This window comes from Nocardia transvalensis NBRC 15921 (assembly GCF_000308875.1).
In the GTDB taxonomy this organism is placed as follows: domain Bacteria; phylum Actinomycetota; class Actinomycetes; order Mycobacteriales; family Mycobacteriaceae; genus Nocardia; species Nocardia transvalensis.
Genome location: NZ_BAGL01000062.1, coordinates 22,890 through 48,458, shown reverse-complemented (window position 1 = coordinate 48,458; position 25,569 = coordinate 22,890). Strand labels below are relative to the sequence as shown.

23 protein-coding genes are annotated in these 25,569 nt (G+C 71.0%); 13 read left to right on the top strand and 10 right to left on the bottom strand.

Annotation, left to right across the window (positions count from 1 at the left end; genetic code table 11):
• Window positions 1–10 precede the first annotated feature (10 nt).
• The gene (locus ON41_RS21590; RefSeq protein ID WP_040749586.1) at window positions 11–1,126 is read right to left on the bottom strand and encodes a TIGR03364 family FAD-dependent oxidoreductase; all 1,116 of its coding nucleotides are present in this window, start codon (window positions 1,124–1,126) and stop codon (window positions 11–13) included.
• A gap of 163 nt (window positions 1,127–1,289) precedes the next feature.
• On the opposite strand from ON41_RS21590, the gene ON41_RS21585 reads away from it, so the two are divergent.
• Window positions 1,290–1,997: a GntR family transcriptional regulator gene (locus ON41_RS21585; RefSeq protein WP_040749585.1), complete on the top strand. Its 708-nt coding sequence runs from the start codon at window positions 1,290–1,292 to the stop codon at window positions 1,995–1,997.
• A gap of 78 nt (window positions 1,998–2,075) precedes the next feature.
• Here ON41_RS21585 and ON41_RS40450 read toward each other — a convergent pair whose 3' ends face one another.
• Window positions 2,076–4,292: a sensor histidine kinase gene (locus tag ON41_RS40450; RefSeq protein WP_157185570.1), complete on the bottom strand. Its 2,217-nt coding sequence runs from the start codon at window positions 4,290–4,292 to the stop codon at window positions 2,076–2,078.
• 302 nt (window positions 4,293–4,594) lie between these two features.
• On the opposite strand from ON41_RS40450, the gene ON41_RS42505 reads away from it, so the two are divergent.
• Window positions 4,595–5,752: a DUF308 domain-containing protein gene (locus ON41_RS42505; RefSeq protein WP_051162120.1), complete on the top strand. Its 1,158-nt coding sequence runs from the start codon at window positions 4,595–4,597 to the stop codon at window positions 5,750–5,752.
• Window positions 5,753–5,766: 14 nt separating this feature from the next.
• Here ON41_RS42505 and ON41_RS21565 read toward each other — a convergent pair whose 3' ends face one another.
• On the bottom strand, window positions 5,767–6,774 hold the full coding sequence (locus tag ON41_RS21565) for an LLM class flavin-dependent oxidoreductase (protein WP_040749521.1): 1,008 nt from the start codon (window positions 6,772–6,774) through the stop codon (window positions 5,767–5,769).
• 124 nt (window positions 6,775–6,898) lie between these two features.
• Here ON41_RS21565 and map point away from each other — a divergent pair, with 124 nt between their 5' ends.
• From map to ON41_RS21550, 3 genes are all read left to right on the top strand, one after another.
• Window positions 6,899–7,762, top strand: coding sequence for a type I methionyl aminopeptidase (gene map / locus ON41_RS21560; RefSeq protein ID WP_040749520.1), 864 nt, complete (start codon window positions 6,899–6,901; stop codon window positions 7,760–7,762).
• Between the two features lie 260 nt (window positions 7,763–8,022).
• Entirely contained in the window at window positions 8,023–9,540 is a 1,518-nt protein-coding gene (locus tag ON41_RS21555) for a cobyric acid synthase (RefSeq protein WP_246829579.1), read from the top strand.
• Window positions 9,541–9,860: 320 nt separating this feature from the next.
• Window positions 9,861–10,415, top strand: a complete 555-nt coding sequence (locus ON41_RS21550) for a hypothetical protein (protein WP_040749519.1) — start codon at window positions 9,861–9,863, stop codon at window positions 10,413–10,415.
• Between the two features lie 3 nt (window positions 10,416–10,418).
• Here ON41_RS21550 and ON41_RS21545 read toward each other — a convergent pair whose 3' ends face one another.
• Window positions 10,419–11,456: an alpha/beta hydrolase gene (locus tag ON41_RS21545; protein ID WP_051162117.1), complete on the bottom strand. Its 1,038-nt coding sequence runs from the start codon at window positions 11,454–11,456 to the stop codon at window positions 10,419–10,421.
• A 192-nt stretch (window positions 11,457–11,648) separates the two neighbouring features.
• On the opposite strand from ON41_RS21545, the gene mqo reads away from it, so the two are divergent.
• Both mqo and ON41_RS21535 read left to right on the top strand, forming a co-directional pair.
• Window positions 11,649–13,151, top strand: a complete 1,503-nt coding sequence (mqo, locus tag ON41_RS21540; RefSeq protein WP_040749579.1) for a malate dehydrogenase (quinone) — start codon at window positions 11,649–11,651, stop codon at window positions 13,149–13,151.
• Window positions 13,152–13,172: 21 nt separating this feature from the next.
• On the top strand, window positions 13,173–13,622 hold the full coding sequence (locus ON41_RS21535) for a GNAT family N-acetyltransferase (protein WP_040749518.1): 450 nt from the start codon (window positions 13,173–13,175) through the stop codon (window positions 13,620–13,622).
• Window positions 13,623–13,715: 93 nt separating this feature from the next.
• Here ON41_RS21535 and ON41_RS21530 read toward each other — a convergent pair whose 3' ends face one another.
• Window positions 13,716–14,336 carry an NAD(P)-dependent oxidoreductase gene (locus ON41_RS21530; protein WP_040749517.1) on the bottom strand — a complete coding sequence of 207 codons (621 nt, stop codon included), beginning with the start codon at window positions 14,334–14,336 and terminating at the stop codon, window positions 13,716–13,718.
• Between the two features lie 65 nt (window positions 14,337–14,401).
• Here ON41_RS21530 and ON41_RS21525 point away from each other — a divergent pair, with 65 nt between their 5' ends.
• On the top strand, window positions 14,402–14,767 hold the full coding sequence (locus tag ON41_RS21525) for a winged helix-turn-helix transcriptional regulator (RefSeq protein WP_040749516.1): 366 nt from the start codon (window positions 14,402–14,404) through the stop codon (window positions 14,765–14,767).
• Between the two features lie 83 nt (window positions 14,768–14,850).
• On the opposite strand, the gene ON41_RS21520 is transcribed toward ON41_RS21525, so the two are convergent.
• Entirely contained in the window at window positions 14,851–15,597 is a 747-nt protein-coding gene (locus ON41_RS21520) for an EI24 domain-containing protein (protein ID WP_246829578.1), read from the bottom strand.
• 352 nt (window positions 15,598–15,949) lie between these two features.
• Between ON41_RS21520 and ON41_RS21515 the strand changes: the two genes are divergently transcribed.
• Window positions 15,950–17,911, top strand: a complete 1,962-nt coding sequence (locus ON41_RS21515; protein WP_246829581.1) for a magnesium chelatase subunit D family protein — start codon at window positions 15,950–15,952, stop codon at window positions 17,909–17,911.
• 538 nt (window positions 17,912–18,449) lie between these two features.
• Here ON41_RS21515 and ON41_RS21510 read toward each other — a convergent pair.
• Window positions 18,450–19,307, bottom strand: coding sequence for an NAD-dependent protein deacetylase (locus ON41_RS21510; RefSeq protein ID WP_051162116.1), 858 nt, complete (start codon window positions 19,305–19,307; stop codon window positions 18,450–18,452).
• A 91-nt stretch (window positions 19,308–19,398) separates the two neighbouring features.
• Between ON41_RS21510 and cobO the strand changes: the two genes are divergently transcribed.
• The 3 genes from cobO (at window position 19,399) to ON41_RS21495 (ending at window position 21,906) form a co-directional block, all read left to right on the top strand.
• Window positions 19,399–20,013, top strand: coding sequence for a cob(I)yrinic acid a,c-diamide adenosyltransferase (gene cobO / locus ON41_RS21505; RefSeq protein ID WP_040749515.1), 615 nt, complete (start codon window positions 19,399–19,401; stop codon window positions 20,011–20,013).
• 34 nt (window positions 20,014–20,047) lie between these two features.
• On the top strand, window positions 20,048–21,433 hold the full coding sequence (locus ON41_RS21500) for a cobyrinic acid a,c-diamide synthase CobB (RefSeq protein ID WP_040749514.1): 1,386 nt from the start codon (window positions 20,048–20,050) through the stop codon (window positions 21,431–21,433).
• Window positions 21,434–21,534: 101 nt separating this feature from the next.
• The gene (locus tag ON41_RS21495; RefSeq protein ID WP_246829577.1) at window positions 21,535–21,906 is read left to right on the top strand and encodes a cobalamin biosynthesis protein; all 372 of its coding nucleotides are present in this window, start codon (window positions 21,535–21,537) and stop codon (window positions 21,904–21,906) included.
• 14 nt (window positions 21,907–21,920) lie between these two features.
• Here the strand turns inward: ON41_RS21495 and ON41_RS21490 are convergent, their stop codons facing one another.
• Entirely contained in the window at window positions 21,921–22,949 is a 1,029-nt protein-coding gene (locus tag ON41_RS21490; RefSeq protein WP_040749574.1) for a DUF2293 domain-containing protein, read from the bottom strand.
• A 66-nt stretch (window positions 22,950–23,015) separates the two neighbouring features.
• Here ON41_RS21490 and ON41_RS42305 point away from each other — a divergent pair, with 66 nt between their 5' ends.
• Window positions 23,016–23,276: a hypothetical protein gene (locus tag ON41_RS42305; RefSeq protein ID WP_040749513.1), complete on the top strand. Its 261-nt coding sequence runs from the start codon at window positions 23,016–23,018 to the stop codon at window positions 23,274–23,276.
• A 10-nt stretch (window positions 23,277–23,286) separates the two neighbouring features.
• On the opposite strand, the gene ON41_RS21480 is transcribed toward ON41_RS42305, so the two are convergent.
• Both ON41_RS21480 and ON41_RS21475 read right to left on the bottom strand, forming a co-directional pair.
• Window positions 23,287–24,390: an Rv3169 family protein gene (locus ON41_RS21480; RefSeq protein ID WP_040749512.1), complete on the bottom strand. Its 1,104-nt coding sequence runs from the start codon at window positions 24,388–24,390 to the stop codon at window positions 23,287–23,289.
• Between the two features lie 24 nt (window positions 24,391–24,414).
• The gene (locus ON41_RS21475; RefSeq protein ID WP_040749511.1) at window positions 24,415–25,551 is read right to left on the bottom strand and encodes a phosphotransferase family protein; all 1,137 of its coding nucleotides are present in this window, start codon (window positions 25,549–25,551) and stop codon (window positions 24,415–24,417) included.
• Between the last annotated feature and the right edge of the window lie 18 nt (window positions 25,552–25,569).

Sequence of the window (25,569 nt, the reverse complement as noted above, 5' to 3'; positions counted from 1 at the left end):
GACTTTCCCTTCACAGGTGGAGGAGGTCGGCGGTTTCCTCGCCGAGTGCGGGGCCCAGGGTCATGCCGCGGCCGCCGGGGCCGGTGATCACCCAGACGTTGTCGGCGGCCCGCGCGCGGGTCACGATCGCGGTCGGGTCGATGCTCTGGCTGTAGACGCCGGCCCAGCGACGCACCACCGGAGGCAGCTTGCGGCCCAGGAACTCCTCGGCGACCGAGGTCAGGTGGTCGTAGGGCGCCTCGTCGACGTCGAAGGCGAACGGCTCGTCGTATTCGTGGGTGTCGCCGATGGTGAGCCCGCCGTGCAGGCGCTGCACGCACAGCAGCTGCATCTTGTGCCGGGCGGCCGTGAACGCCTGGGACTCTTCGCGATTGAGCCGGTTCAGCGGTTCGCCCGCGAATCCGGGGTAGTAGCGGAAGCTGTCGCCGTCCGCGATCGCCGTGGTGAGCGGTTCGCCGAGCGGCGCGGTCTGCATCATCTGCAGCCGCACCCGCCGCACGGGGATATCGCCCACGAGTTCCCGGACGAGACCGGAGTGCGCGGCGCCCGGGCACACCAGGACGTGATCGGCGTCGAAGCGGCGGCCGCGGTCGTCGATCACCGTGCCGCCGGTGACGGTCCGGGCCTCGGCGCCGGCGTAGAAGCTGTAGCGGCCGGAGGCCTCCAGGTAGGCGCGCAGCGCGGGCAGCGCCTGTCGCGACTCGACCGCGGCGTCCGTCGAACAGTGGAGGCCCGCAAGGAATTTGCCGCGCAGGGCGGGGTTCAGGGCGCGCACGCGGTCGGGATCCAGCAGTTCGAAACCCCGCTCGGCGGCGGTGGGGCCCGCCGCGGCGGCCTCGGCCACGGCCAACTCCGCTTCGGTGCGGACCAGCGTGATCGATCCGGCCGGGCGGAAGCCGACCCCGGGCACCTTGCCGCCGATCTCCTCCCACAGCCGCCGCGAGCGCAGCGTGAGCTCGAGTTCGTTCGCGGCGCGTCCGGACACCCAGACCAGGCCGAAGTTGCGGACGGTGGCGCCGCGAGCCTCGACCTCCCGCTCGAGGTGTACGACCTCGTGTCCGCGGCCGATCGCGGCCAGGGCGTGTGCGGTGCCCAGGATGCCGCCGCCGATGATGACCAATCGCATGCCGAGAATGATGCGCAATGGTCTAGACCGTTGGGTGCCAGCCGCGCGAACAGGAGGTTAATAATTGGTATAGACCAATTGCGGGTACGCTGTCGGCATGGACGGAAAGGGTGTGGCGGCGGTGGGGTCCGGTTTCGGAGTCGGCGAATTGCCCGGGGGCGGTGTGGATTCGGGGGCTCGGCAGTCCAAGGCATATCGCGTGCGCACGCAGATCGAAGGCATGATCGCTGAGCTGTGCGAGGGTGATTCGGTGCCGTCGGAGCGCGAACTCGCCGCGCGGTTCGAGGTCGCGCGCGAGACCGTGCGGCAGGCGCTGCGGGATCTACTGGTGGAGGGCCGGATCCGGCGGCAGGGGCGCGGCACGGTGGTGTCGCGGCCCAAACTGGTGCAGCCACTGTCGCTGCGGTCGTACACCGAGGCGGCGCTGAGCCTGGGCCGCAGGCCCGGTCGTCTGCTGGTGGGCTGGGACGATGTGCCTGCCGATGCCGATACCGCCGACGCCCTGGGGGTCGCGGCGGGCGCGCCGGTGATGCACCTGGAGCGCATCCTGCTCGCCGACGGCGAGAAGATCGGCCTGGAGAGCACCTTCCTGACCCGGGAACGGTTCGGCGGCCTGCGCGCGCACTACGACCCGACCACCTCGCTGTACGCCGCGATCACCGCCGCCGGCGTCGGGTTCGGCTCCGCGCGTGAGCGCATCGAAACCGTGCTGGCGTCCCCGCGCGAGGCCACCCTGCTGGAGTGCACCACGGCCCTCCCCATGATCCTGCTGCACCGCCGCACCGTCGACACCCACGGCCACCCCATCGAACGCGTGCGTTCCCTCTACCGTGGTGACCGCATCGCCTTCGAGGCCCTGCTGCGCGAATAGCGTTGCGCTGCACACTGTTCCGCTGGGCAGGCACGGCGGGCCGGGTCGACCGGTCGTGTCGGAGAAGGCCGTTGGCTTTTATGCCTCGGCAGGCTGTTGCGCGGGGGAGACGGTTGTTCCGTCGGGGGCGATCTCGAGGCGGCGGGGAGGGTCGGAGCCGGCGACGATCGTGGCCAGCAGGGGGCGGCCCGGGGGGAGGGCGCGAACGGTGATGCGGCCGTCGACGGTGGCGTCGAGGGCCGCGACGGCGGTGTCGATGACGCGGTCGCGGACGTCGTCGGGGGCTGCTTCCAGGCCGCCGTCGTCGAGGAGGGCGACGGTGACCCCGCGGCCGCGGGCGCGGCGGGCGGCCTCGACCACGGCAGTGGTGGCGAATCCGGGGGCCCGCAACCGATCTCGCAGTTGCGCCTCCAGCAGTGCGCAGTCCCGGCGGTGGCCGTCGGTGAGCGGTGCGCCCGCGGCGATCAGCTCCAGCGTGGGGCGGGCGGTCCGGTCGAGGTAGTCGAGCTGGCGGCGGCGCTCGCAGTGCCGCGCCGCGGTCCGGGCCTCCGCGCCCGCGTGCCGGGCGACCTCCGCGCGGGCGCGATGGAACGACCGCAGCGTCGGCCGCATGTACAGCGCGAAACCGGTGGCGGCGAGCACGGTGCCGACGGTGACCGCGGAACCGTCGATCGCCGCCGCCACGCCCGCGCCGGCGGCCGCGAAGGTCACCGCCGCCGCGACGAGCCCGACCCACGCCCACACGATGCGCCCTCGAATGGCCAGCAGCGCAAGCACATACGAATAGGCGACGAGGATCCACGACTGATGGTGGACGAAGTGGTGCGGCGGATGGAGACGCATCGCGAGGACGGCGGCCGGACCGGCGACGACGATGAACGCCGTGGCCGCCCGCCACAGCGGATCGCGCCGGGGGACCAGGACGGCCGCACCCGCGAGTCCGACCACCCCGTAGGCGGCGATCGCGGCGAGCGGGTCCGCCCGGCCCGCCAGGTAGCCGATCATCAGCATCGTCACGGCCGCCTCGAGCACGATCAGCATGGCGAGCCCGTATCCGCCGCGCAGGCTGATCAGCGTCGGCACGTGCGCCTCGGCGGGTTCGGTGCGCAGCCAGCGCAGGACGACGGTGGTCCCGCGGCCGGGATCGGATTCGACCACGGCGTTGCCGCCGGGGACACGGCCCATCCGGCCCACGATGCTGTGCCGGATGCCGAGCCGGTCGGCGGCCACCCGCGTCGGATCGAATCCGGCGCCGTCGTCGCTGATGCGGACGGTCGCGCCGCCCGCGTCGAGCACCACCAGCAGCATGCGTGCGACCGCGCGGCGCCCGGTCGCGGCGTGCCGCAGGCTGTTTCGCACGGCTTCGCCGATGGCCGCTGTCACGGCGCCGACGACGTCGTGTGGCAGTGGACTGTCGTGCGCGCGGCCGTCGACCCGCGTCTCGACCACGATGTCGGCGCTGATCTCGACGGCCGCCGCACGCCAGTTCGCGACGGCCACGGCCGCCGGGACCGTCTCGGCGTCGGTGTCCTGCGTGCTGTCGAGTTGCCGGAGGGCGCGCGCGGCCGCAGTGGATAGGGCGGTGGTGTCGCCGCCCCGCGCGGCATCGAGGAGCGTGGCGAGCACGGTGTCGTGGATCAGCCCGGCGAATCTCGAGCGTTCCTCATCGGTGGCCTCGGCGGTCGCGGCTACCGCCGCCTGGCGTACGGCGGTCGCCGTCGCGTGGTCGAGCTGCGCCGCCGCCCGCACGAGTGCCGCTGCGGTGCAAGCGAAGAACCCCTGCATCACCCATGTTCGCGCCAGGCTCTCCACCACGCTGTGGATGCTCTGGCCGCCGTGCACGTAGAAGTCGACGGCGACGGCCACGGCCCCCGACACCGCCAGCACGATCGGCCAGCCGCGCCGCCAGGCCAGGACGCCCGCGACCCCGGCGACCGCGACCAGCGGCGGGATCCAGGTGCCGGCGGGGCCGAAGCAGCCGTACCGCCCGGCGAGCGGCAGGGCCGCGATACTCGCGGGCACGACGACGGCCAGCGCCGCGGCGCTCGCGACGGTCGCTCGCCCGCCGAGCAATACCGCGCCGACGATCACCGCCGCGCCCGCCGCCGTGAGGGCGGTCACCACGACCGGGGTCCACCAGGCACTCACCAGATCCGCCTGGGCCACGATGGTCGACCGATGCGTGACCACCCACAGCACGCTGCCGACGCCGACCGCCAGCCCGATCGCCCGCCGCGCGCGCTCCTCCGCAAGCCCCGGCGCCGGTGCGGGCCAGGCGATCCGCATCACGCTCATCGAACCTGTAGTCGTCTCGTCATTCCGTCTGGTCCGCCCCTCCGTCTAGTGCGAACCGGCGACCCGGAGTGTAGGCGGCCCGACATGGATGAATACCCACCGAACGGGTGCGCGAATCCCTGAAGTCGGATTCGGGGTGTTCGGCGGGCCGATTCTCGCACGAGACGCAGCGGTCCGCCGCCCTCGCTCGCGACCGGACCGCCCGCCGGTGATGCCACGCGTGGGCCGATCACGCTGCGCTTTCTCGCGTACGATGACAGCCGCCGACGCGGCGTGGCCGCACCTGACGGGGGGATCGATCGATGAATTATCCGCAGTACCAAGGTGGTTACCACCCGTATCCGTACGCACCCGCCCGTGGGCCTGGCGGCGGAACCGCGATCACAGCGGGGGTGCTCGCCTCGCTCGGCGCGGCCGGGCAGGGGCTGGGCGGGGTGATGAATATCGTGCTGGGGGCGACGCGATCACAAGATCTCAGCTCGATGACGGACGCCAACTGGTACGTGGCCTACACGATAGCGAGCGGGGTGATCGCGCTGATCGCCGCGGGACTGCTTGCCGGCGGGGCGGTCGGCCTGTTCCGCCGCAAGCGGTCGGGACGGATGCCGGTGGTCGCGGGCTGCGCGACGACGCTGGTGATCGGAATCGTCTCGCTGCTGGTCGCATTCGAGGCGCGGACCGCCGGCGGTGCGGTGGCCGCCGTCGTATTGCTGAGCGCGACCATCGGCATGGCGTTTCCGATAGTCACGATCGTCCTGACCCTGGTCCCCGCGACCACGCGCTGGCTCGCCGCCGACCCGGCACAACCCGCCGCGCCGCAACCGTACCCAGCTCAGCAGTACCCACCGCAGCCGTATCCGGGCCAGCCGTACCCGCCGCAGCAGGTTGGCGGTCAGCAGTACCCATCGGCCCAATCCCCGGCTCAGCAGTACCCGCCGGCTCAATCCTCGGGTCAGTCATATTCACCGCAGCCGTACCCCGGCCAGTCGTATCCGCCGCACCAGGCTGCGGGTCAGCAGTATCCGCCGCAGCCGTTTCCGGGCCAGTCGTACGCGCCGGAGCAGGTTCCTGGTCAGTCGTTCTCGCCAGAGCAATCACCGGGTCAGCAGTATTCGCCGCAGCAGGCCGCGGGGCAGCCGTCCCTGCCGCAGCAGGGCGACGGTCCGCTGTCCTCGTCGCAGCAGGCCATCGGCCAGTCGTACCCGTCGCAGCCGCGGCAGGCTCCGGTCGAGCCGTCCCTGCCGCAGCCGATAAAGCCTGGCGCGCAGGCGGTTTCGTATCCCGCCGGGGATGCGACGAAGGTTCAGCCGTGGGGGTCGCAGGCGGGCGCGGACTCGACTCCGGCCGGGAACCCGCCGCAGCCCGTGGGCGGGGATGCGGTGTGGGCGCGGCCGGGTCAGGGGGAGGGCGGTTCGGGGGGCTCCCAGGCTCCCGCCGAGAAGCCTGTTGAGGAACGGTGATTCGGCGGGTCGGCTCAGCGGATCTGCGGGGCGACCTTCTCGCCGAGTAGGTCGATGGCGTGCAGGACCTTGTCGTGGGGGAGGGTGCCGACGCTGGGGTGGAGCATGAAGCGGTCCAGTTCGAGGGTGTCGCGGACGGCGGCGATCTTCTCCGCGACGCGGTCGGGGGCGCCGACGAACAGCGAACCGTCCGGCGAGCGGAGGGCCTCGAACTGCGCGGGGGTCATCGGGCCCCAGCCGCGCTCGCGGCCCAGACCGCTCATGGCCGCGGCGTAGGGCTCGTAGAAGTCCGCGACCGCCTGCTCGTCGGTATCGGCGAGGTAGCCGTGCGCGTGCACCGCGATCGGCTGACGCTCGTGACCGCCCTGTTCGAGGGCGCGGTGGTACAGGTCGACCAGCGGCCGGAACCGTGCGGGCTGCCCGCCGATGATCGCGATCGCCAGCGGCAGGCCCAGCAAGCCCGCGCGGGCGACCGATTCCGGGCTGCCGCCGACCGCGATCCACACCGGCAGCCGCCGGTCGGCGCGCGGGTAGACGATCGTGTCCCGCAGCGGCGCCCGGAAGGCGCCCGACCAGGTCACCGGCTCGTCCTCGCGCAGCCGCAGCAGCAGGGCGAGCTTCTCGGCGAACAGGTTGTCGTAATCGGCCAGGTCGTAGCCGAACAGCGGGAACGACTCGGTGAACGAGCCGCGGCCCGCCATCAGCTCGGCGCGGCCGCCGGACAGTCCGTCCAGCGTCGCGAAACGCTCGTACAGGCGGACCGGGTCGTCGGAGCTCAGCACGCTCACGGCGCTGGTCAGCCGGATGCGCTCGGTCCGCGCGGCGATCGCCCCGAGGACGACCTCCGGCGCCGAGGCCGCGAAATCCTCGCGATGATGTTCGCCGACGCCGTAGACGTCCAGGCCCGCCCGTTCGGTGGCGACGGCCTCCTCGACCACCTGGCGCAGTCGCTCGCCCGCGGTGGGAGCGGGGCGGTCGCCGACGGCGTGCCGCTCGGCGAAGGTTGTGAGTCCCAGTTCCATGATTCCGTCCTCGGCTGTCGAAGTAGTCACGAGCGTAAACGGACCGTGGTCCGGATGCATTCCGGAGGGTGCGGAACACGGCGTGCCGAGCATGTGAGCGGGCGGTGCGGATAGTCTGGACGGCATGTCTGTCCGCACTCGTCAGCCGCTCGTTCCCGGAATCCAGTCGCCCATCCGTGAGGTCCCCCGCTCCATCGAGCGCCCGGAATACGCGTGGAAGAAGACCGCCAACGAGGGCCGTGAGCCATGGGTGCAGACGCCCGAGACGATCGAGAAGATGCGGCTGGCGAGCACCCTCGCCGCGCGGGCGCTCGCCGAGGCCGGTAAAGCGGTCGCGCCGGGCGTCACCACCGACGAACTCGACCGCATCGTGCACGAATACCTGTGCGACCACGGCGCCTACCCGTCGACGCTGGGCTACAAGGGCTTCCCGAAGTCGTGCTGCACCTCGCTGAACGAGGTCATCTGCCACGGCATCCCCGACTCGACGGTGGTCGAGGACGGCGACATCGTCAATATCGACGTCACCGCGTACATCAACGGCGTGCACGGCGACACCAACGCGACCTACCTCGCCGGCGATGTCGACGAGGAGGTGCGGCTGCTGGTGGAGCGCACCGAGGAGGCCACCATGCGGGCCATCAAGGCGGTGCGTCCGGGCCGGGCACTGAATGTGATCGGCCGCGTGATCGAGTCCTACGCCAACCGGTTCGGCTACGGCGTCGTGCGCGACTTCACCGGTCACGGCGTTGGCCCCACCTTCCACAGCGGCCTGGTGATCCTGCACTACGACCAGCCCGCCGTCGACTCGGTCATCGAGCCCGGCATGACCTTCACCATCGAGCCGATGATCAACCTCGGCGGCATCGACTACGACATCTGGGACGACGGCTGGACCGTCGTCACCAAGGACCGCAAGTGGACCGCCCAGTTCGAGCACACCCTGGTGGTCACCGACGAGGGCGCCGAAATCCTCACCCTCCCATGAACGCCCCCCGCCCCGCCGACCCACCGGTCCCCGGGGCGGTCACGTCGGCCCGCGAGGCGGCCTCGCTCCCCGGGGCGGTCACGTCGGTGCGCGAGGCGGCCTCGGTCCCTGAGGCGGTCACGTCGGTTTCCGAAGCAGCTGCGGTCTCTGGGGCGGCCGCCTCATTTCCCGGGGCGGCTTCCTCATTCCCCGAGGCGGCATCCCCATTCCCCGAGCCGACCTCCTCATTCCCCGAGCCGAAGGCGAGGGGTGCTCTCCTGGTGGCGGGGACGACCTCGGATGCGGGGAAAAGTGTTGTGGTGGCGGGGATCTGCCGGATGTTGGCGCGGCGGGGGGTGCGGGTGGCGCCGTTCAAGGCGCAGAATATGTCGAACAATTCGGTGGTGACGCTCGACGGCGGGGAGATCGGGCGGGCGCAGGCGCTGCAGGCGCGGGCGTGCGGGCTCGAGCCGAGCGTGCGGTTCAATCCGGTGCTACTCAAGCCCGGTAGCGACCGGCGGTCGCAGCTGGTGGTGCGGGGGCGGGCCGTCGATACCGTCGGCGCCGCGGACTACTTCCGGCACCGGCGGGAGCTGCGGCAGGTGGTCGCCGACGAATTGGCCTCGCTGCGTGCGGATTACGACGTGGTGATCTGCGAGGGTGCCGGATCGCCCGCCGAGATCAACCTGCGGGCAACAGATCTGGCGAATATGGGCCTGGCGCGGGCCGCGAACCTCCCGGTCCTGCTGGTCGGCGACATCGATCGCGGCGGCGTGCTGGCTCACCTGTTCGGCACCGTGGCGATCCTGGAACCCGAAGACCAGCAGCTGATTTCGGGATTCGTCGTCAACAAGTTCCGTGGCGACGTGGACCTGCTGCGGCCCGGCATCGACCGGCTGACCGAACTCACCGGACGTCCTACCCTCGGCGTGCTCCCGTACGCCGAGGACCTCTGGATCGACGCCGAGGACTCCCTCGGCACCGTCGCCGACGCGCCGGTCGGCCGCCCGGAGCCGCCCGCCGGAACCGACTGGCTCACGGTCGCGGCGATCCGGTTGCCCCGCATCTCCAATTCCACCGACGTCGAGGCCCTGGCATGCGAGCCGGGGGTCGCGGTCCGCTGGGTGACCGATCCGTCCCGGCTCGCCGACGCCGACCTCGTGGTCCTGCCCGGCACCAAATCCACCGTCAGCGATCTGGACTGGTTGCGGCGCAACGGAATAGCCGACGCGCTGATCGCCCGCGCCCGCGCCGGCCGCCCTACCCTGGGCATCTGCGGCGGCTACCAGATGCTGGGCACGCGCATCCTCGACACCGTCGAATCCGCCGCCGGCGAGGTTCCCGGCCTCGGCCTGCTGGATCTCGCGATCGAATTCGCCGACCCGAAGGTGCTGCGCCGCACCGAGGGGCGTGTGGCCGCCGGGGGTGCGGGACAGCCGATCACGGTGCAAGGCTACGAGATTCATCACGGCCGTGTGCGGCACAGCGGTGACCCGGCGTGGCTCGCACTCACGGACGGCCTTCCGGAGGGAAGCGTGCGCGGCGCGGTGTGGGGCACCCACCTGCACGGCCTGCTGGAATCCGACGACTTCCGCCGCGCATGGTTGCGCGAGGTCGCGGCATGCGCAGGCCGTCCCGGTTTCGTTGTCGCCGAGGGCATCTCGGTCTCCGCCATCCGAACGGCCCAGCTCGACCTGCTGGCCGACCTTATCGAAAAACACCTCGACCTCGACCACCTCGAGCGCCTCCTCACCACCGGCCCCACCCCGAACCTCCCCACCCTCACCGTCGGCCACTAGTCACGCATCCACACCCGCGTCCGCATTATTCCGGCACGCTTTTGGCCGGAATCCACCGGGACCAGACTGTGGATCCCGGCCAAAAGCGTGCCGGGATAGTAGAGCGAGGCGTGCCGGGATAGCGGGGTGAGGCGTGCCGGGATAGCGGGGCGAGGTGTGCTGGGATGGTGAGGGCTGGCGGCGGTGGGACCGTGCGGGACGGATGGTCATAAGGCTGGGTCGGCGGGGTTGTGAGGTTCGACAAGCTGGGGTCGCGGGGCTGGGAATGGTGGTCAGTAACACGCGGTCGGGGGGTGCGACGCCGTGTAGCGTGAGTCGGCATGGAAACTCGGCGGATCGCGGTCGGGGATCGCGCGTGGACCGTGCGAGTCGGTGGACCGCAGTCACGGCACACCGTGCTGCTGCTGCCCGACGCGGGTGACCCGGTCGACGTCTACGACCGGGTGTGCACCCGGCTGCACACCTCCGACCTGCGCACGATCGCGGTCGGAACCCTGGAGGACCTGGATCGGGACGGCGTCTACGCCATCCTCGACGAGCTGGGCGTGCCCTGGACAAACCTCGTCGGCGTCGGTGCCGGCGCAGATCTGGCCTGGCAGCTGAGCGCGCGGGGCTTCGGCCGGTTCATCGGCCTGGTCGCGGCGGGGCGGGCCCATCCGGCGGTGCCGGGTACGGGCGGCGACCCGGACTGCCCGGCCGTGGAACTGCCCACCACCGTCATCGCCACCAAGGATCTGCCCCGCACGGCCGCCGAGGCCAGCGGGCGCCACGTCTTCGGCGAATTCCGGGTCACCCAGGTCGACGTCGCGCACGTCGCCGCCGAGGCCGACCAGGAACTCGCGACGGAGATCGTGCTGCGCAGCGGCCTGTGGTGAGGCCTACTCGGCCCGTTGACCTTTCGCGGTGAACTCCGCCAGCCACGCCAGCCACGAATCCAGCTCGTCGAACGCCTCGGCCCGCACCGGCGCCGAGGACAGGAACACGTCGTGGCGAGCGCCCTCGATCGGCACGATGCTGGTGCGATCGCCCAGGCAGCCCGACCAGCGCTGGATCTGTCGCACGTCGAGCACCGTATCGGCGACATCGGCCGCGGGCCCGTACTCGCGCATGAATTTGGTCACCTTCGACCGCAGGATCAGCGCCGGCACCCCGATCTCCAGTCCGCGCTGCAGCCGGGCGTGACCCTGCCGGATCGCCCGCAGCCAGCCCAGATGCACGGGAAAGCCGGTCAGCGGCTTCCAATCCAGGTCGTAGTCCCATTCGCCCGACGCGCTGGTGTGCAGGCTGTCGCCGTAGGTGGTCAGCTCCTGGCCGGGCATGCGCGTCATGCCCCGCAGCCGGCCGACTCCGTTGATGACCGCCGTGCCGATCGTGCGATAGTAGGACGGGCCCTGCAGATCGAACCAGGGGCTGTTCAGGACGAGTCCGGTAATACCCTGCGCCGCAACGTCTTCGGCCCGGTTCAGGCGGTCCAGCCAGAGCGGCGCCACCAGCCCGCCGGTGGAGTGCGCCATCAGCAGCACCGGCTGCCCGGTCTCCGCGCGCACGATGCGCAGCGCCTCGTTCAGCTCCGCGTCGTAGAGCGACAGGTCGCTGACGTAGTGCGGAGTCTGCCCGGAGCGCCGCGAACGCCCGCACTTACGCAGGTCGAGGGCGTAGAAGCGATAGCCGTGGGCGGCCATGTGCTCGGCGACGTGCTTCTGGAAGAAGTAGTCGGTGAATCCGTGGAGGTAGAGCACGGCCCCGGCGTCCGTATCGGGCACACCGGCGGTGTACCGGACCAGGGTGGCCTCGACCGTGCCCTCGCCGTCCGGATCCGCGCCCAGCGGGATGGTCAGCTGTTCGTAGTCCTTGCCCAGCACATCGGGCCGCCAGGCATCGGTGCGGACGGGTGCTACCGGCGTCTCGTTCGTCACAGCTCCACGATATTCGACCCGCTGAGAGAGGTCGTGCGGAGGGAAGTCGGTCACATCCGGTGTGGTCCTTATCGGAAACGGGCATGGTGAGGGGCAGAATTAGGTTGAAGTGAACGGCGGGTAACCTTCCCGCTGAAGTTGCTGACCCTGCCGCAGGACAAGGAAGTCGATCTACCCGTGCCGAACGCTGCGATGACTGAAAAGACCGATGTAGTCCTCATCGGTGCCGGCATCATGAGTGCCACCCTCGGTGCGCTGCTACGACAGTTGCAGCCCGACTGGTCGATCACCATGTTCGAGCGGACGGATGCCGCCGCTCCGGAGAGCAGTGACCCGTGGAACAACGCGGGCACAGGCCATTCGGCGCTGTGCGAGCTGAACTACAGCCCGCAGCTGCCCGACGGCTCGGTCGACGTGTCCAAGGCCGTCGACATCAACGAGCGCTTCCAGGTGTCGCGGCAGTTCTGGGCGCACGCGGTGGAGACCGGTGTGCTCGGCGACCCGTCGCAGTTCATCAACCCGATCTCGCACGTCAGCTTCGTCCACGGCGCCGATAACGTCGACTACCTGCGCAAGCGCTACGAGGCGCTGTCGCGGCACCCGCTGTTCGAGGGCATGGAGTACATCGATACGCCGGACGAGTTCGCGCGCCGCCTGCCACTGATGGCCAAGGGGCGCGACTACTCCGATCCGATCGCGCTGAACTGGAGCGATCGCGGCACCGATATCGACTTCGGCTCGCTGACCAAGCAGCTGCTGGCGTATCTGGGCGGCAGCGGCGTCGAGATCGCCTTCGGCACCTCGGTCCAGAATCTGAACAAGCAGTCCGACGGCAGCTGGGATGTCCGCGCCCGCAACACCCGTACGGGCCGCACCCGCACGGTGAACGCGAAGTTCGTCTTCGTCGGCGCCGGCGGTTACGCGCTGCCGCTGCTGCAGAAGGCCGGTATCTCCGAGATCAAGGGCTTCGCGGGCTTCCCCGTCAGCGGCCAGTTCCTGCGCTGCACGAATCCCGAGCTGATCCGGCAGCATAACGCCAAGGTGTACGGCAAGGCCGCCGTCGGCGCGCCCCCGATGTCGGTGCCGCACTTGGATACTCGCGTCATCAACGGCCGCGCCGGGCTGCTGTTCGGCCCGTACGCCGGGTGGACGCCGAAGTTCCTCAAGGACGGCAAGCTCACCGATCTGTTCAAGTCGGTGCGGGCGGGCAACCTGACGCCGATGCTCGGCGTCGGCGTCACCGAGCTGGGCTTGGTCAAGTACCTGGTCAGCGAGCTGCTGAAGTCGCCGGCGGGCAAGGTGAACACCATGGAGGAGTTCATCCCGCGCGCCGAGGGGCACGATTGGGAACTGATCACCGCCGGTCAGCGCGTGCAGATCATCCGCCGCAAGGGCGTCGGGGGCGTGCTCGAGCTGGGCACCGCCGTGATCGCCGCCGCCGACGGTTCGGTCGCCGGGCTGCTCGGCGCCTCGCCGGGCGCCTCCACCTGCGTCAGCGCCATGCTGGACGTGCTGCAGCGGTGCTTCCCGCAGGAGTACCAGGGGTGGATGCCGAAGCTGCAGGACATGGTGCCGTCGCTGGGCGTGAAGCTGTCGGAGAACCAGGCCCTCTACCGCGAGGTGTGGGACTGGTCGAACAAGGCGTTGCACCTGGTCGACAACACGCCGACGCCGGTAGGAGTCGCGTCGAACTGATCGATGTGATAGCAAGACGCGATGATGTCAACGGTTGCGCTCAAACGGTCGTGGGCGGCGGATCTGGACACCGCGACCCTGTACAAGCTGTTGCAGCTTCGCGTCGCGGTCTTCGTCGTCGAGCAGAAATGCGCGTACCCGGAGCTGGACGGTCTCGACCTGGGTGCCGAGACGCGGCACTTCTGGCTCGACGACGAGGGTGAGGTCATCAGCACCCTGCGGCTGCTGGAGGAGCACGACGCGGGCGTGAAGTCCTTCCGCATCGGCCGGTTGTGCACCACCCCGGCCGCCCGCGGACACGGCTACACCACGCGGCTGCTGCGGGCGGCGCTGGCCGAGACCGGTTCGGCCACAGTGCGTTTGAATGCCCAGACCTACCTGGTCGACATGTATACCAAGCACGGTTTCAAGACCGACGGCGAGGAGTACATCGAGGACGGCATCCCGCACATCCCGATGCGGCGCGGCTGACAATCCGGATGTCCCGCAACCGGGAACGGTTGCGGGACTTGTCATGTGAGGATCCTGTGCCGCGCCCGGCGGTGTCCGTCGGTGCGCAGACTCTTACCCGCCTGTGACCGCGTAGAAGGTGCGCGAGTGGGCCGGGTGGTCGATCTCGTCCACCACCGCGCGGGCGAAATCCGGGTAGGTGATGCGGGCGCTCATATCGCCCAGGGCGGTGCGGTAGCGGCCCACGGGGTCGCCGGTGTGGTCGAAGTCGCCCGCGGGGGCCACGATGGTCCAGTCGATGGCGGTGTCGGCGGATTGCAGGGCGTCGGTTCCCGCTCCGTGGCCGAGGAGGAAGTCCCGGTGTTCGGCGGGGAGGTCCACGGTGTCGCGCAGGAGTACGCCGTCGGCGACGGGCAGGCTGGTGGCCAGGCCGATGGCGACGAGCCGGGGGACGCCCGCGCTGGCGAGGCCGGTGAGCAGGGCCCGCGCGGCCGCGGGGAAGAACTCGCCCGCGGGAGTGTCGAGGGTGGCGGCGGCGTGGACCGCGACGTCGTGGCCCGCGGCCAGTTCCGCGATCCGGGCGGCGTCGGTGACGTCGCCGGCGGTCGCGTCGAGGTCCGGATGCCGGGACGGGTCGCGCACCACGCGGGTGACGCTGTGGCCGCGCGAGTGCGCCTCCGCCGCGATGGTGCGCCCCGCGCGGCCGCCTGCTCCGAAAACGATGATGTGTGCCATGGCGGCGACGGTAGCGGGGGCCATGGTTTCCATTCGGATACCTCGCGGCTCGCTACGCTGGGGGAATGCGTCAGCTCGATCCAGGGATGTTCGACGAACTGTGCCCGTCCGGCCTGTCCCCGATCCGTATCGGCGACAAATGGGGCGCGCTGATCGTGGCCTGCCTGTCCGACGGCCCCCGCCGGTACTCCGAACTGCGAATCCCGTTGGCGCGCATCACCCCCAAGGTCATGACCCAGTCTCTGCGCACCCTCGAACGCCTCGGCCTGGTCACCCGCTCCGTCGAAGGCCGCCAGGTCACCTACGACCTCACCCCCCTCGGCCGCAGCATGCTCGAACCCCTACGCGCGATCTGCGACTGGGCCGCGGAGCACTGGGACGAACTCGTCGACGCCGTAGACCCCGACGAGCCCGCCGCCCTGGGGGCCTGAGCCCGCCCCGCGCTTCCTACCCGTTTCCCGGCGTGGTCTTCATTCGTTCCCGGGGTGGTCTTCATTCGTTCCCGGGGTCGTCTTCACTCGTTCCCCGGCATGGTCTTCACTCCTTTCCCGGCATGCTTTTGGCCGGGATCCTCGGTGAGGTCGCGGGCCAGGAGGGTTGCGCCCGCCACCGCGCCGGGCATGAGGAGGACGGCTACGAAGGGGATCAGGAAGACGGCGGCGAGGGGGATTCCGAAGCCCCACACCAGCATTCGGCGGGAGCGCAGCAGAGCGAGCTGGTCGCGGAGGTGGAGGCCGCGGCGGGCCAGGGCGATGGAGGCGAGTTCCTGGGTGAGGAAGTAGCCGGTGACGCAGAGGGCGAGGACGGGGACGACCGTCTGGCCGACCACGGGCAGGAATCCGGCGGCGAACAGCAGGATGCCCCAGAACGCCGCGCGCACCAGGATCCGCAGGCTGTCGCGCACCGAGATCCACAGCTCGCGCCAGAACGGCAGCCCGGATTCGGGTGCGGTGCCGTCGGGTGATTCCGACCGGTCCACCTGCTCGGACAGGTTCTCGTAGAACGGCTGGCCGATGGCCAGCGTCACCGCGGTGAAGGTCAGCACCGACAGCAGCAGGCCCAGCACCACCAGCAGCACCGCCAGGAAACCGCGCAGCAACCCCGGCCACGGCGAGTCCCAGGTATCGGCAAACGGCGTGGCCGCGCCGACGATGTCCCCGGCGAAGACGACCAGCGCGATCAGCGCCGCCAGATACAGCACCAGGGCGATGAGCCCGGGCACCAGGCCCAGCCCAGCGATCGCCGATGACTCCCCACCCACCTCTGCCCACGCACGAGGTAACCGAACCCGCTCGCCAGATCACGCACCGGCCCACCCTATTTGGTCGGGTGGTGTGCGGGGTTCCCGGCCAAAAGCATGCCGGGAAGTGATGGAGAGTGCGTTTGCCGTCGTAGTTTGACGGAGAGTGCGTTTGCCCTCGTAGTTTGATGGAGAGTGCGTTTGCCCTCGTAGTTTGATGGAGAGTGCGTTTGCCCTCGTAGTTTCCGGCATGCTTTTGGCCGGGAACTCTCTTGCGAAGAGTTGTGTGGGTGCGGTTGGTCACAGAAGGGTGGGGGTGGGGGTTGCCGGGGGCGGGCCTAGAGTTGGGGCCGTGGGCGAATCCCGAACCAGCGTGATCCAGCGTTCCGAGGCCGCGGCGGCGGGCGACGGGGAGGCCGGTTTTCCGTTCTCGGCAGTCGTGGGGCAGGAGCGGCTGCAGCTGGGGTTGATCCTGTGCGCGGTGCATCCGGGTATCGGCGGGGTGCTGGTGCGCGGGGAGAAGGGGACCGCGAAGTCGACGGTCGTGCGGGCGCTGGCCCAGCTGCTGCCGCCCGTGGTGGACGAGCGCGGCGAGCGGCCCGCGCGGCTGGTGGAGCTGCCGGTCGGCGCGACCGAGGACCGGGTGGTCGGCTCGCTGGATCTGGAGCGGGTGCTGCGCGACGGTGAGCAGGCCTTCCGTCCCGGGCTGCTGGCCGCCGCCCACCACGGCGTGCTCTACGTCGACGAGGTGAACCTGCTGCACGACCACCTGGTGGACGTGCTGCTCGACGCCGCGGCCATGGGCCGGGTGCATATCGAGCGCGACGGCGTATCGCATTCGCATCCCGCGCGATTCGTCCTCGTCGGGACCATGAATCCGGAGGAAGGCGAGCTGCGGCCGCAGTTGCTGGACCGCTTCGGGCTGACCGTCGACGTGGCCGCCTCCCGCGATGTCGACGTGCGGATGTCCGTGGTGCGTCGCCGCCTCGACTACGAGGCCGATCCGGCCGGTTTCGCCGCCCGGTACGCCGGGGCGGACCGCGAGGTCGCCGACCGCATCCTCGCCGCGCGCGAACGCCTCGGCGCGGTCGCCCTCGACGATGTGGAGCTACGGCGGATCGCCGCGCTGTGCGCCTCCTTCGACGTCGACGGGATGCGCGCCGATCTGGTGGTGGCCCGCACCGCCACCGCGCACGCCGCATGGCGCGGTAGCGACCGCGTGACGGCCGAGGATGTCCGGGTGGCCGCCGAACTGGCTCTGCCGCATCGCCGTCGCCGCGACCCGTTCGACGAGCCGGGCATCAGCGAGGAGCAGCTGGACGACGCCATGCGGCAGGCCGAGGAGGAGGCCGCCCGCGGGAACGACGAATCCTCCGGCGGCACAGGCGAATCGGAGGGTCCCGGTCCGAGCGACGGTCCCGATGACGATCCGGACGGCGGACCGGAGAATCCGGACGACGATCCCGACGGCGGCCCCGACTCGCCCGGGGGCGGCCGGTCCCCGGAGGGCAATGCCGGGAAGCCCGCCGATTCCGTTGCGCGCCCGCCTCGCTGGGAGATCCCGGGAATCGGCGAGGGCGCGCCGGGACGCCGCTCGCGGGCGCGGACCCGCCACGGCCGCGTCGTGCGCTCCACGACCGACACCTCTGCGGGCCTGCACGTTCTCGGCACCGTCTTCGCCGCCGCACCCCACCAGCACCTGCGCGGACGCGTCGGCGGCCCGCTGGCGCTCGAAGCCGCGGACCTGCGGGGCGCGTATCGCGAAGGGCGCGAAGGCAATCTGGTGGTATTCGTGGTGGACGCCTCCGGCTCGATGGCGGCCCGCGACCGGCTGTCGGCGGTGACCGGCGCGGTGGTGGCCCTGCTGCGCGATGCCTACCAGCGCCGCGACAAGGTCGCCGTGATCACCGTGCGCGGCAGCGAGGCCGAACTGGTGCTGCCGCCGACCTCCTCGGTCGACATCGCGGTGCGCCGGCTGTCCGGCCTGCGCACCGGCGGCAAAACCCCACTGGCACAGGGACTTCTGAAGGCCCGCGAGGTCGTGCGGCGCGAGCGTGTCCGCGATCCGCAGCGCCGCGCCATGCTGGTCCTGCTCACCGACGGCCGCGCCACCGGCGGCACCGACCCGGTCCCGCGCGCCCGCGCCGCCGCCCGCGTCCTCGCCCGCGACGGCGTCGCCGGAGTGGTCGTCGACTGCGAGCGCGGCATGATCCGCCTCGGCCTCGCCGCCGAACTCGCCAAGGACCTCCGCGCGACGTACCTGCAACTGTCCGAGCTGAGCGGGGACGCGGTCGCGGGTGCGGTACGCGCGGTAGGGACCCCCAGGGCAGCCTGAGGCCCAAGGCAACCCGCCTTGTATCGGGCGCACCGAGCCTTGCCTTTTTCCGGCACGCTTTTGGCCGGAATCCCGCTGCGGAAGACTGCCAGGGTGAGTGGTTTCCGGCCAAAAGCATGCCGGAAACAAGAGTGTGGGGCCGCTGAGCGCGGGTGTGGGGTCGCCGGGCGCGGGTGTGGGGTTGCCGGGCGAGAGTGTGGGGTTGCCAGGCGCGGGTGTGGGGTTGCCGGGCGAGAGTGTGGGGTTGCCGGGCGAGAGTGTGGGGTTGCCGGGCGAGAGTGTGGGGTTGCCGGGCGAGAGTGTGGGGTTGCCGGGCGAGAGTGTGGGGTCGCCAGGTGAGAGTGTGGGGTCGCCAGGTGAGAGTGTGGGGTCGCCGAGCACGGGTGCGGGTCCGCCGAGCAAGGGTATGGGTCCGCCGGGCGAGAGTGTGGGCCGCTGAGAGGGAGGGTGGTGCGCCGGGGGTGCGGTGCGCGGGGAGGGGCGGTGTGCCGAGGGCGGTGCGGTGCGGTGGGTGTGGAGGTCGGGAGTGTGGCCTGGGTCAGGCGGCGAGGGTGGTGTGGTGGTCGGCGAGGGCTGTCAGGGTGGGGGAGCAGCCTGCGTTGAGGGTGAGGGTGGCGAGGGGGTCGCCTCGGGTGGGGCCGCGGTTGATGATGACGACCGGGCGGGCCGTTTTGACGGCGTGGCGGACGAAGCGGAGGCCGGACATGACGGTCAGGGAGGAGCCGGCGACCAGGAGGACGTCGGCCTCCTCCACCAGTTCGTAGGCGGCGGCCACGCGGGGCTTGGGGACGTTCTCGCCGAAGTAGACGATGTCCGGTTTCAGCATGCCGCCGCAGCGGTCGCAGTCGACCATCCGGAAGCTGTCCGTCTCGGTGACCACGGCGTCGGCGTCCGGGGCCACCTCCAGGCCGCTGGTGACGGCGGCCTCGGCGAAACCGGGATTCGCGGCCTCGAGGCGCTCGGCCAGCGTCATGCGCGAGATCAGGGCGTCGCAGCTCAGACAGCGCACCCGGGCGTAGGTGCCGTGCAGGTCGAGCACGCGGCGGCTGCCCGCCTTGGTGTGCAGCAGGTCGACGTTCTGAGTGATCAGGCCGGTCACGACGCCGGCCCGCTCGAGCCGGGCCAGGGCGCGATGCCCGGAGTTGGGGCGCGCGCCGTCCATGCGCCGCCAGCCGACGTGGTTGCGGGCCCAATACCGTTGCCGGAACACCGAATCGCCCACGAACTGCTGATAGGTCATCGGGTTGCGCGGCGGGGAGTCCGGGCCGCGGTAGTCGGGGATGCCGCTGTCGGTGGAGATCCCGGCGCCGGTCAGCACGGCCACGCGGCGACCGGCGATCAGCGCCGCGACGTCGTCCGCGGCGGTGACGGCGCTGGGTGACGGGATTTCCGGCATGCCACCCAGCGTACGGGGGTCCGGGAGAACCCGGGCGTGTCCCGATGTGGCACCGTGGAGCGGCAGTGCAGAGGCGAGGAGGAGCAGTCAGATGCCCAAGGGCGTTCCGGAGACCATTCCCGACGACGGCCTGACCACCCGGCAGCGGCGCAACCAGCCGGTGCTCGCGGTGCACACCGGCCCGGGGAAGGGCAAGTCGACCGCGGCGTTCGGGATGGCGCTGCGGGCCTGGAACCAGGGCTTCGACCTCGCGGTGTTCCAGTTCGTCAAGAGCGCGAAGTGGAAGGTGGGCGAGGAGGCGGCGTTTCGCACCCTCGGCCGCCTGCACGACGAGACCGGGACGGGCGGCGCCGTGGAATGGCACAAGATGGGCGAGGGCTGGTCGTGGTCCCGCAAACCCGGCAGCGAGGAGGACCACGCGGCCGCCGCCCTCGCCGGGTGGCAGGAGATCGCCCGCCGCCTCGGCGCCGAACAGCATCGCTTCTACGTGCTCGACGAATTCACCTATCCGCTGAAATGGGGCTGGGTCGATGTGGACGAGGTGGTCGAGACCCTGCGCACCCGCCCTGGTAACCAGCACGTGGTGATCACGGGCCGCGACGCCCCGCCCGCGCTCGTCGAGGCCGCCGACCTGGTCACCGAGATGAGCAAGATCAAGCACCCCATGGACGCCGGTCGCAAGGGACAGCGGGGAATCGAGTGGTGAGCGCGCGGGCCGATTTCGTTGCGGGAGAGCGGCGTTGAGCGTCCCGGCGGTCGTGATCGCCGCGCCCGCGTCGGGGAGCGGCAAGACCACTCTCGCGACGGGGCTGATCGGGGCGTTGCGGCGGGCCGGGCATCGGGTCGCGCCGTTCAAGGTGGGGCCCGACTACATCGATCCCGGATATCACGGGCTGGCCGCCGGGCGGCCGGGGCGCAATCTCGATCCGGTGCTGGTCGGGGTGGAGCGGGTGGCGCCGCTGTACGAATACGGCACGCGGGACTGCGATTTGGCGGTCGTCGAGGGCGTCATGGGGTTGTTCGACGGCCGGATCGACGACAACCGGGTCACCGCCGTCGCCGAGGGGTCGACCGCGCAGGTGGCCGCACTGCTCGGCGCGCCGGTGGTGCTGGTGGTGGACGCGCGCGGGCACAGCCAGAGCCTGGCCGCCCTGCTGCACGGTTTCGCCACCTTCGACAGCGAGATCCGGCTCGGGGGCGTCATTCTCAACCGGGTCGGCAGCGAACGTCACGAGGAGGTGTTGCGCGCGGCCTGCGACCGGGTGGGCCTGCCGGTCCTCGGGGCGCTCCCGCGCATGGCCGAATTATCGGTTCCGTCACGGCATCTCGGGCTCATCCCGGCCGTGGAGCACGGGCGCGCGGCGCAGGCGGCGGTCGATGCCATGACCGAACTCGTGTCCGCGCACATCGACCTGACGGCGGTCGCGCGGATGGCGGATGCCCGGACGTCCGGCCCGGCATGGGATCCGGCCGCCGAGGTCGAGGCGAGCGTCACGGCCGGTCCGGCGATCGCGGTGGCCGGGGGCGCGGCGTTCACCTTCGGCTATGCCGAGCATCGCGAACTGCTGAACGCGGCAGGGGCGGAGGTCGTGGTGTTCGATCCGCTCCGGGACGAATTGCCCACCGGCACAGCGGGCCTGGTTCTTCCGGGTGGTTTTCCGGAGGAGCACGCGGCGGAACTGGCGGCCAATACGCCGCTGCTGACCGCGGTCGCCGAGGGCGCGCGGCGCGGAATGCCGGTGCATGCCGAATGCGCCGGGCTGCTGTACCTGACCCGCTCGCTCGACGGGCATCCCATGGCCGGGGTGGTCGATGCCACGGCGGAATTCGGCTCGCGGCTGACCCTCGGATATCGGGATGCGGTGGCGCTGGCGAATTCCCCGCTGTGGTCGGCGGGGGAACGGGTGCGGGGCCACGAGTTCCATCGCACCCGGCTGGTGGCCGCCGGTGGCGATGTCCCGGCGTGGGGTTGGCGTGCGCCTGGTGGGGAGTCCGTGCGGGAGGGTGCGCTGACCGGGAACGTCCACGCGTCGTATCTGCACACCCACCCAGTCGGAAATCCTAGGGCGACAACGCGTTTCGTCGCGGCCTGTGCCGAGTATGCCGCGCATCTGAGCGATGCCTGAGCCCGATCCGGGGCATCGGCCGGTGGGCGGTGGATGCCGTCCGCTGACATCCGGTCTTCGTGGATGCGGCCCGTCTGTAGCCCGTCTCGGCCGGAGCGCGTGTGTCCGGCGCTGAGTTCGTGGCGGGGATCGGGTTCCGGCCAGGGGTGGAGGCGGCGTCGATCGTTGCTGCGGTGCGGAAGGCGTTGGGCGACAGGGAGTTCCGGTGCCTGGCTACGGTGGATCGGCGCGCGGAGGAGCCCGGGTTGCTCGCTGCGGCGGCCGAACTGGGGGTGCCGGTTGTGGCATTCCCGGCGGAGGAATTGTCGGCGGTCGAGGTCCCGAATCCGGCCGCGCGCACGACGGCTGCGATCGGAACGCCCAGTGTCGCCGAGGCCGCCGCGCTGTGTGCCTCCGCCGGTGGGCATTTGGTCGTGCCGAAGAGGGTGATCGGCGGTGTTACCGTCGCGGTCGCCCGGTGCGGCGTTCGCTGACGAGGGGAATCTGTTTACCGCCAGGAGTTCAGCACCCGGTCGAGTGCGGGGCGGATGGTGGCCCGGGCGTCCATGCGGGCGACGCCGGTCATGAGGAGATGGTCGTAGTCGGTGTCGCGGTGGCGGATCGAGGCGATGACGGCGAGGGTGATCGCCTCGGGGTCCAGGGTTTTGGCGGCGGCGCTGCGGCCCACGCGGCCGCTGCCGCGCACCGCGGCGTGGGCGGCGATCTCGGTGGCACGGTCGGCGGGACAGCCGGGGAACAGGCGGCGGATCTCCGCGGCCATGCGCGCCTCGAATTCGACGTCCTGTTCGGCCCGCCGCACCCGGTCGCGGTCGCGGCGGCGCAGCCGGACCTCCTCGTCGGCCAGGCACTGTTCCTCGGCGCGGGCGAGCGCGGCCTCCTCCACGAGAATGCCCTGCCGCTCGTATCGGCGGCGGCGCCGGTTGAACCGGACGACGATCGCGGCGAGGGCGCTCTCCTTCTTGGCGCGCCGGCTGAGCGCGGCGTCTCCGGCGGGCAGGAACTCCAGATGGTCCAGGTCCGCGCAGGTGAGGCAGAGCGAGCCGGCGTCCGACGTGATCAGATACGGCCCGGTCTCGGCACATTCGACGCACTCCCACGGCTCCTGCGCCTCGACGACCGTCAGATCCGGCGCCTTGTTCTGCCGCTTCACCAGCTGCTCGCGCCGCGCCGGAGTAAGGTCCGCCGACAGCCAGTGCACGCGGAACGCCGCGTCGTCGCCGTCCTCGAGGAATCGGAGCGCCCCGCGATCGCGACCACCCGACACGTACGCCGTCTCGCTGGCGGCGAGGCCCTTGTCCCGGGCCCACTCCCGCAGCAGATCCACCGCATCGCTCAGCCGCTCCCCGTCGACGGCCGCCAGCCCCTGCAACGACTCCGCCTGCCCCTGCCGCCACCGGGCCACCTGACTCGAGTGCACCCACCCCAGCCCCGTGAACACATCGATCGCCGACACGTACTTCTGCCGGGCCAGCGCCGCCTCCGCGGCCTCGGCCACCCGCCGCCGCAGTTTCGCCACGCCGACCAACCCTAGAACATCGCACTGCCGGGCAATCGCAGGCCGGGTGAACGAGGCCGCGGTTCCGTGCTGTCGTGGGGCTTCCGGGCCGGCCGTTGGATCCGCTGGTGCGGTGGGCCGGGGAGTCATGTCTTCGGGGTCGATCTGGATCTCGATCGTGCGGCCACGGGGAGCGGCGATGGTGCGGCGAACTGGGTGACAGTGGCCTGCCTGCTGTTTCTGGCCGCGGTGGTGACGGTGGTCTGGTCGGTGGTGGATCGCCGCCGCCGGGCCTATCTGCCCAGTCGTGGTTTCCACTGGGTGCGGGAAGCGCTCTACAACCGGTGAGCCCGGAACGCTACGGCGCTACCGCGGTCCAGTCGGCGAAGCCGGTGGGATCGTGGCGGCCCAGGCTCGCGTGCTCGAACAGGCCCCAGCCCTCCGCCCCGTCGCACTCCGCGCGGGCGACGTGGTCGATCACGCCCCACGGAATGCGCCCGGCGACAGCGGGATCGGTCAGATCGTAGGTGGAACTGGAGGACCAGCCCGGCCCCTTCCACTGGCCGTGCCCCCAGTCCGGATCGCCGCCGTACCCGCAGCCGATGTGCAGCGCCATGAAGGTCCGCGGCGTGACCCGGACCTCGAGCGGTTTACCGTCGGCGGCGGTCAGTTCCAGCCGCGCGCCGATCGGAATCCTTGTCCCGGAACGGTATTCGATGTGCACGCGCGGCCAGCCCAGCTGCTCGATGCGGCCGTCCGGCCAGATCCGCGTCGCGTCGTTGAGGGTGCGGAAGCCGTCCGGGTTCTCCTGCACGATCACCACGATCGCGAAGTCCTCGAACCGCAGCGGCACGTACAGCCACCAGAACCCGCCCGCCCCTTCGGCATTGGCGCGCCCCGCCGGTTCGGTCTCGCCGACCGGGCGGATACCCCAGGAGCGGTCGCGGGTGCCGGTCCACACCTCCGGATCGACGGCGATATCCGTGCCGTCCACGCAGATCGTGCCCTCCCAGGAGCCGACCTGCGCGAAGCGGGACGCGTCGATGATCGGCCGGGAGCCGGCGAGGATCAGGTGCGGCTGCTCCTGGATGGGCCGGAACGACCCGGTCCAGGTGAGGTCGAGCCCGAGATCGTCGTGCTCGCAGACGATCCGGAGGCGCCGTAGCGGTTCCAGCACCTCGACCCGGTACCCGCCGACCCGCTGCTCCAGGCCGCGCTCGGCCAGCGCGTCGGAGAACCGCACCACGCGCTGCGTCTCGCCGCGGCGGACGGCGGCGTAGGCATCGATGACACCCAGATTGGGGTACACGCCCAGCCCGGTGACCAGCAGCGTGCCGCCGTCGCGATCGTGGGCGTTGAAGTAGCTGCGGTCGTAGAAGTTCCGGTCGCTACTGGCCACGCGGGCCAGCGACAGCGGAGTCTGATGAATGGGGTACTCGTCCAACGGTACCGGTGCGGACATGGCTCAATCCTGTTCGTAGGTCGATCAATCCCAGGTGTAGGCGCCGTCGAGCAGGGCCTCGAGGCTGGGCCGGTGCATGACGTAGTCGTCGCGGTCGTCGGTGTCGGTGTCTTCGCCGAAGTGGATCATCCGGCGCTTGATGCGGGCCATGACGATCCCGTGCCGCAGCGCGGCGTAGACCAGGTACCAGTCCAGATCCCGGACGGTGTAGCCGGTGAGCTGCTCGTAGTGCCCCACCACGTCCTCGCGGCGCAGGTAGTCGGGCAGGCCGGGCTGGTCGAACCGGGTGGCGAGGTCCTGGAAGAAGCGGTGGATGAAGATGACCCACGCGATATCCAGTTCGCGCGGACCCAGCGCCGCCATCTCCCAGTCCAGGACGGCGACCGGCTCGAACTCCCGGTAGATGATGTTGCCGGGCCGGGCATCACCCCAGCTGAGCACGTCCGGTCCGGGATCCGCGGGCCAATGCTCCTCGAGCCAGTCGAAGGCCCGCTCCAGCAACGGAATCCGGTAGCCGTCGTCGGCCAGTGCCCACCGGTACCAGGCGCGCTGGGCGTCGATGTGGCGGCGCAGCGCCGAACCCTCGCCGTCGAACATGGGGAATACCGCGGCCGGATCGGGGACGGAGTGGATCCTGGCGATGATGTCGACGGTGTTGCGGGTCAGCCGCAGCCGCTCGTCCGGGGTGGCGTCGAACAGCCAGCCGACGAAGACGTACGGCGGATTGTCCTCGGGAATACGCCCGTCCACCCGCTCCATCACGAAGAACGGTGTGCCGAGGATCGAGTCGTCGGTCTCCAGCCAGCACAGCGGCGGGACCGGGACATCGGTGTGCGCGCTCACGCCGGACATCACCGCGTACTGGGTGGCGAGATCGTAGGTCTCGAAGACGGGGAAGGATCCCTCCTCCGGGGCCAGGCGCGCCACATAGGAGCCGCCACGGGGCCGCCCGCCGGCCTGCCACCGCGCGTCGAACAGGACCGAGGAACTCGACAGCCCGCCGGCCTGCGGTCGGGCCAGGTGGGTGACCTCCGGTGCGTCGTCGCAGTCCACCCGGGTCGCCAGCCAGCTCGTGAGCCGCTCGGCGAGGTCGTCGAGATCGCGGGCGCTGGTGGTGAGCTGCCGCCGCTGTCCGGGATCGGGTTCGGGCTCGGCCGCCATGTCGTGTCCTCCTGACTG

Bases quoted from the DNA above. Each gene is read 5' to 3' on its own strand.
- ON41_RS21590 (WP_040749586.1), bottom strand. From the start codon at position 1,126: ATGCGATTGGTCATCATCGGCGGCGGCATCCTGGGCACCGCACACGCC.
- ON41_RS40450 (WP_157185570.1), bottom strand. From the start codon at position 4,292: ATGAGCGTGATGCGGATCGCCTGGCCCGCACCGGCGCCGGGGCTTGCG.
- ON41_RS42505 (WP_051162120.1), top strand. From the start codon at position 4,595: ATGAATTATCCGCAGTACCAAGGTGGTTACCACCCGTATCCGTACGCA.
- ON41_RS21565 (WP_040749521.1), bottom strand. From the start codon at position 6,774: ATGGAACTGGGACTCACAACCTTCGCCGAGCGGCACGCCGTCGGCGAC.
- map (WP_040749520.1), top strand. From the start codon at position 6,899: ATGTCTGTCCGCACTCGTCAGCCGCTCGTTCCCGGAATCCAGTCGCCC.
- ON41_RS21550 (WP_040749519.1), top strand. From the start codon at position 9,861: ATGGAAACTCGGCGGATCGCGGTCGGGGATCGCGCGTGGACCGTGCGA.
- mqo (WP_040749579.1), top strand. From the start codon at position 11,649: ATGACTGAAAAGACCGATGTAGTCCTCATCGGTGCCGGCATCATGAGT.
- ON41_RS21535 (WP_040749518.1), top strand. From the start codon at position 13,173: ATGATGTCAACGGTTGCGCTCAAACGGTCGTGGGCGGCGGATCTGGAC.
- ON41_RS21530 (WP_040749517.1), bottom strand. From the start codon at position 14,336: ATGGCACACATCATCGTTTTCGGAGCAGGCGGCCGCGCGGGGCGCACC.
- ON41_RS21525 (WP_040749516.1), top strand. From the start codon at position 14,402: ATGCGTCAGCTCGATCCAGGGATGTTCGACGAACTGTGCCCGTCCGGC.
- ON41_RS21510 (WP_051162116.1), bottom strand. From the start codon at position 19,307: ATGCCGGAAATCCCGTCACCCAGCGCCGTCACCGCCGCGGACGACGTC.
- cobO (WP_040749515.1), top strand. From the start codon at position 19,399: ATGCCCAAGGGCGTTCCGGAGACCATTCCCGACGACGGCCTGACCACC.
- ON41_RS21480 (WP_040749512.1), bottom strand. From the start codon at position 24,390: ATGTCCGCACCGGTACCGTTGGACGAGTACCCCATTCATCAGACTCCG.
- ON41_RS21475 (WP_040749511.1), bottom strand. From the start codon at position 25,551: ATGGCGGCCGAGCCCGAACCCGATCCCGGACAGCGGCGGCAGCTCACC.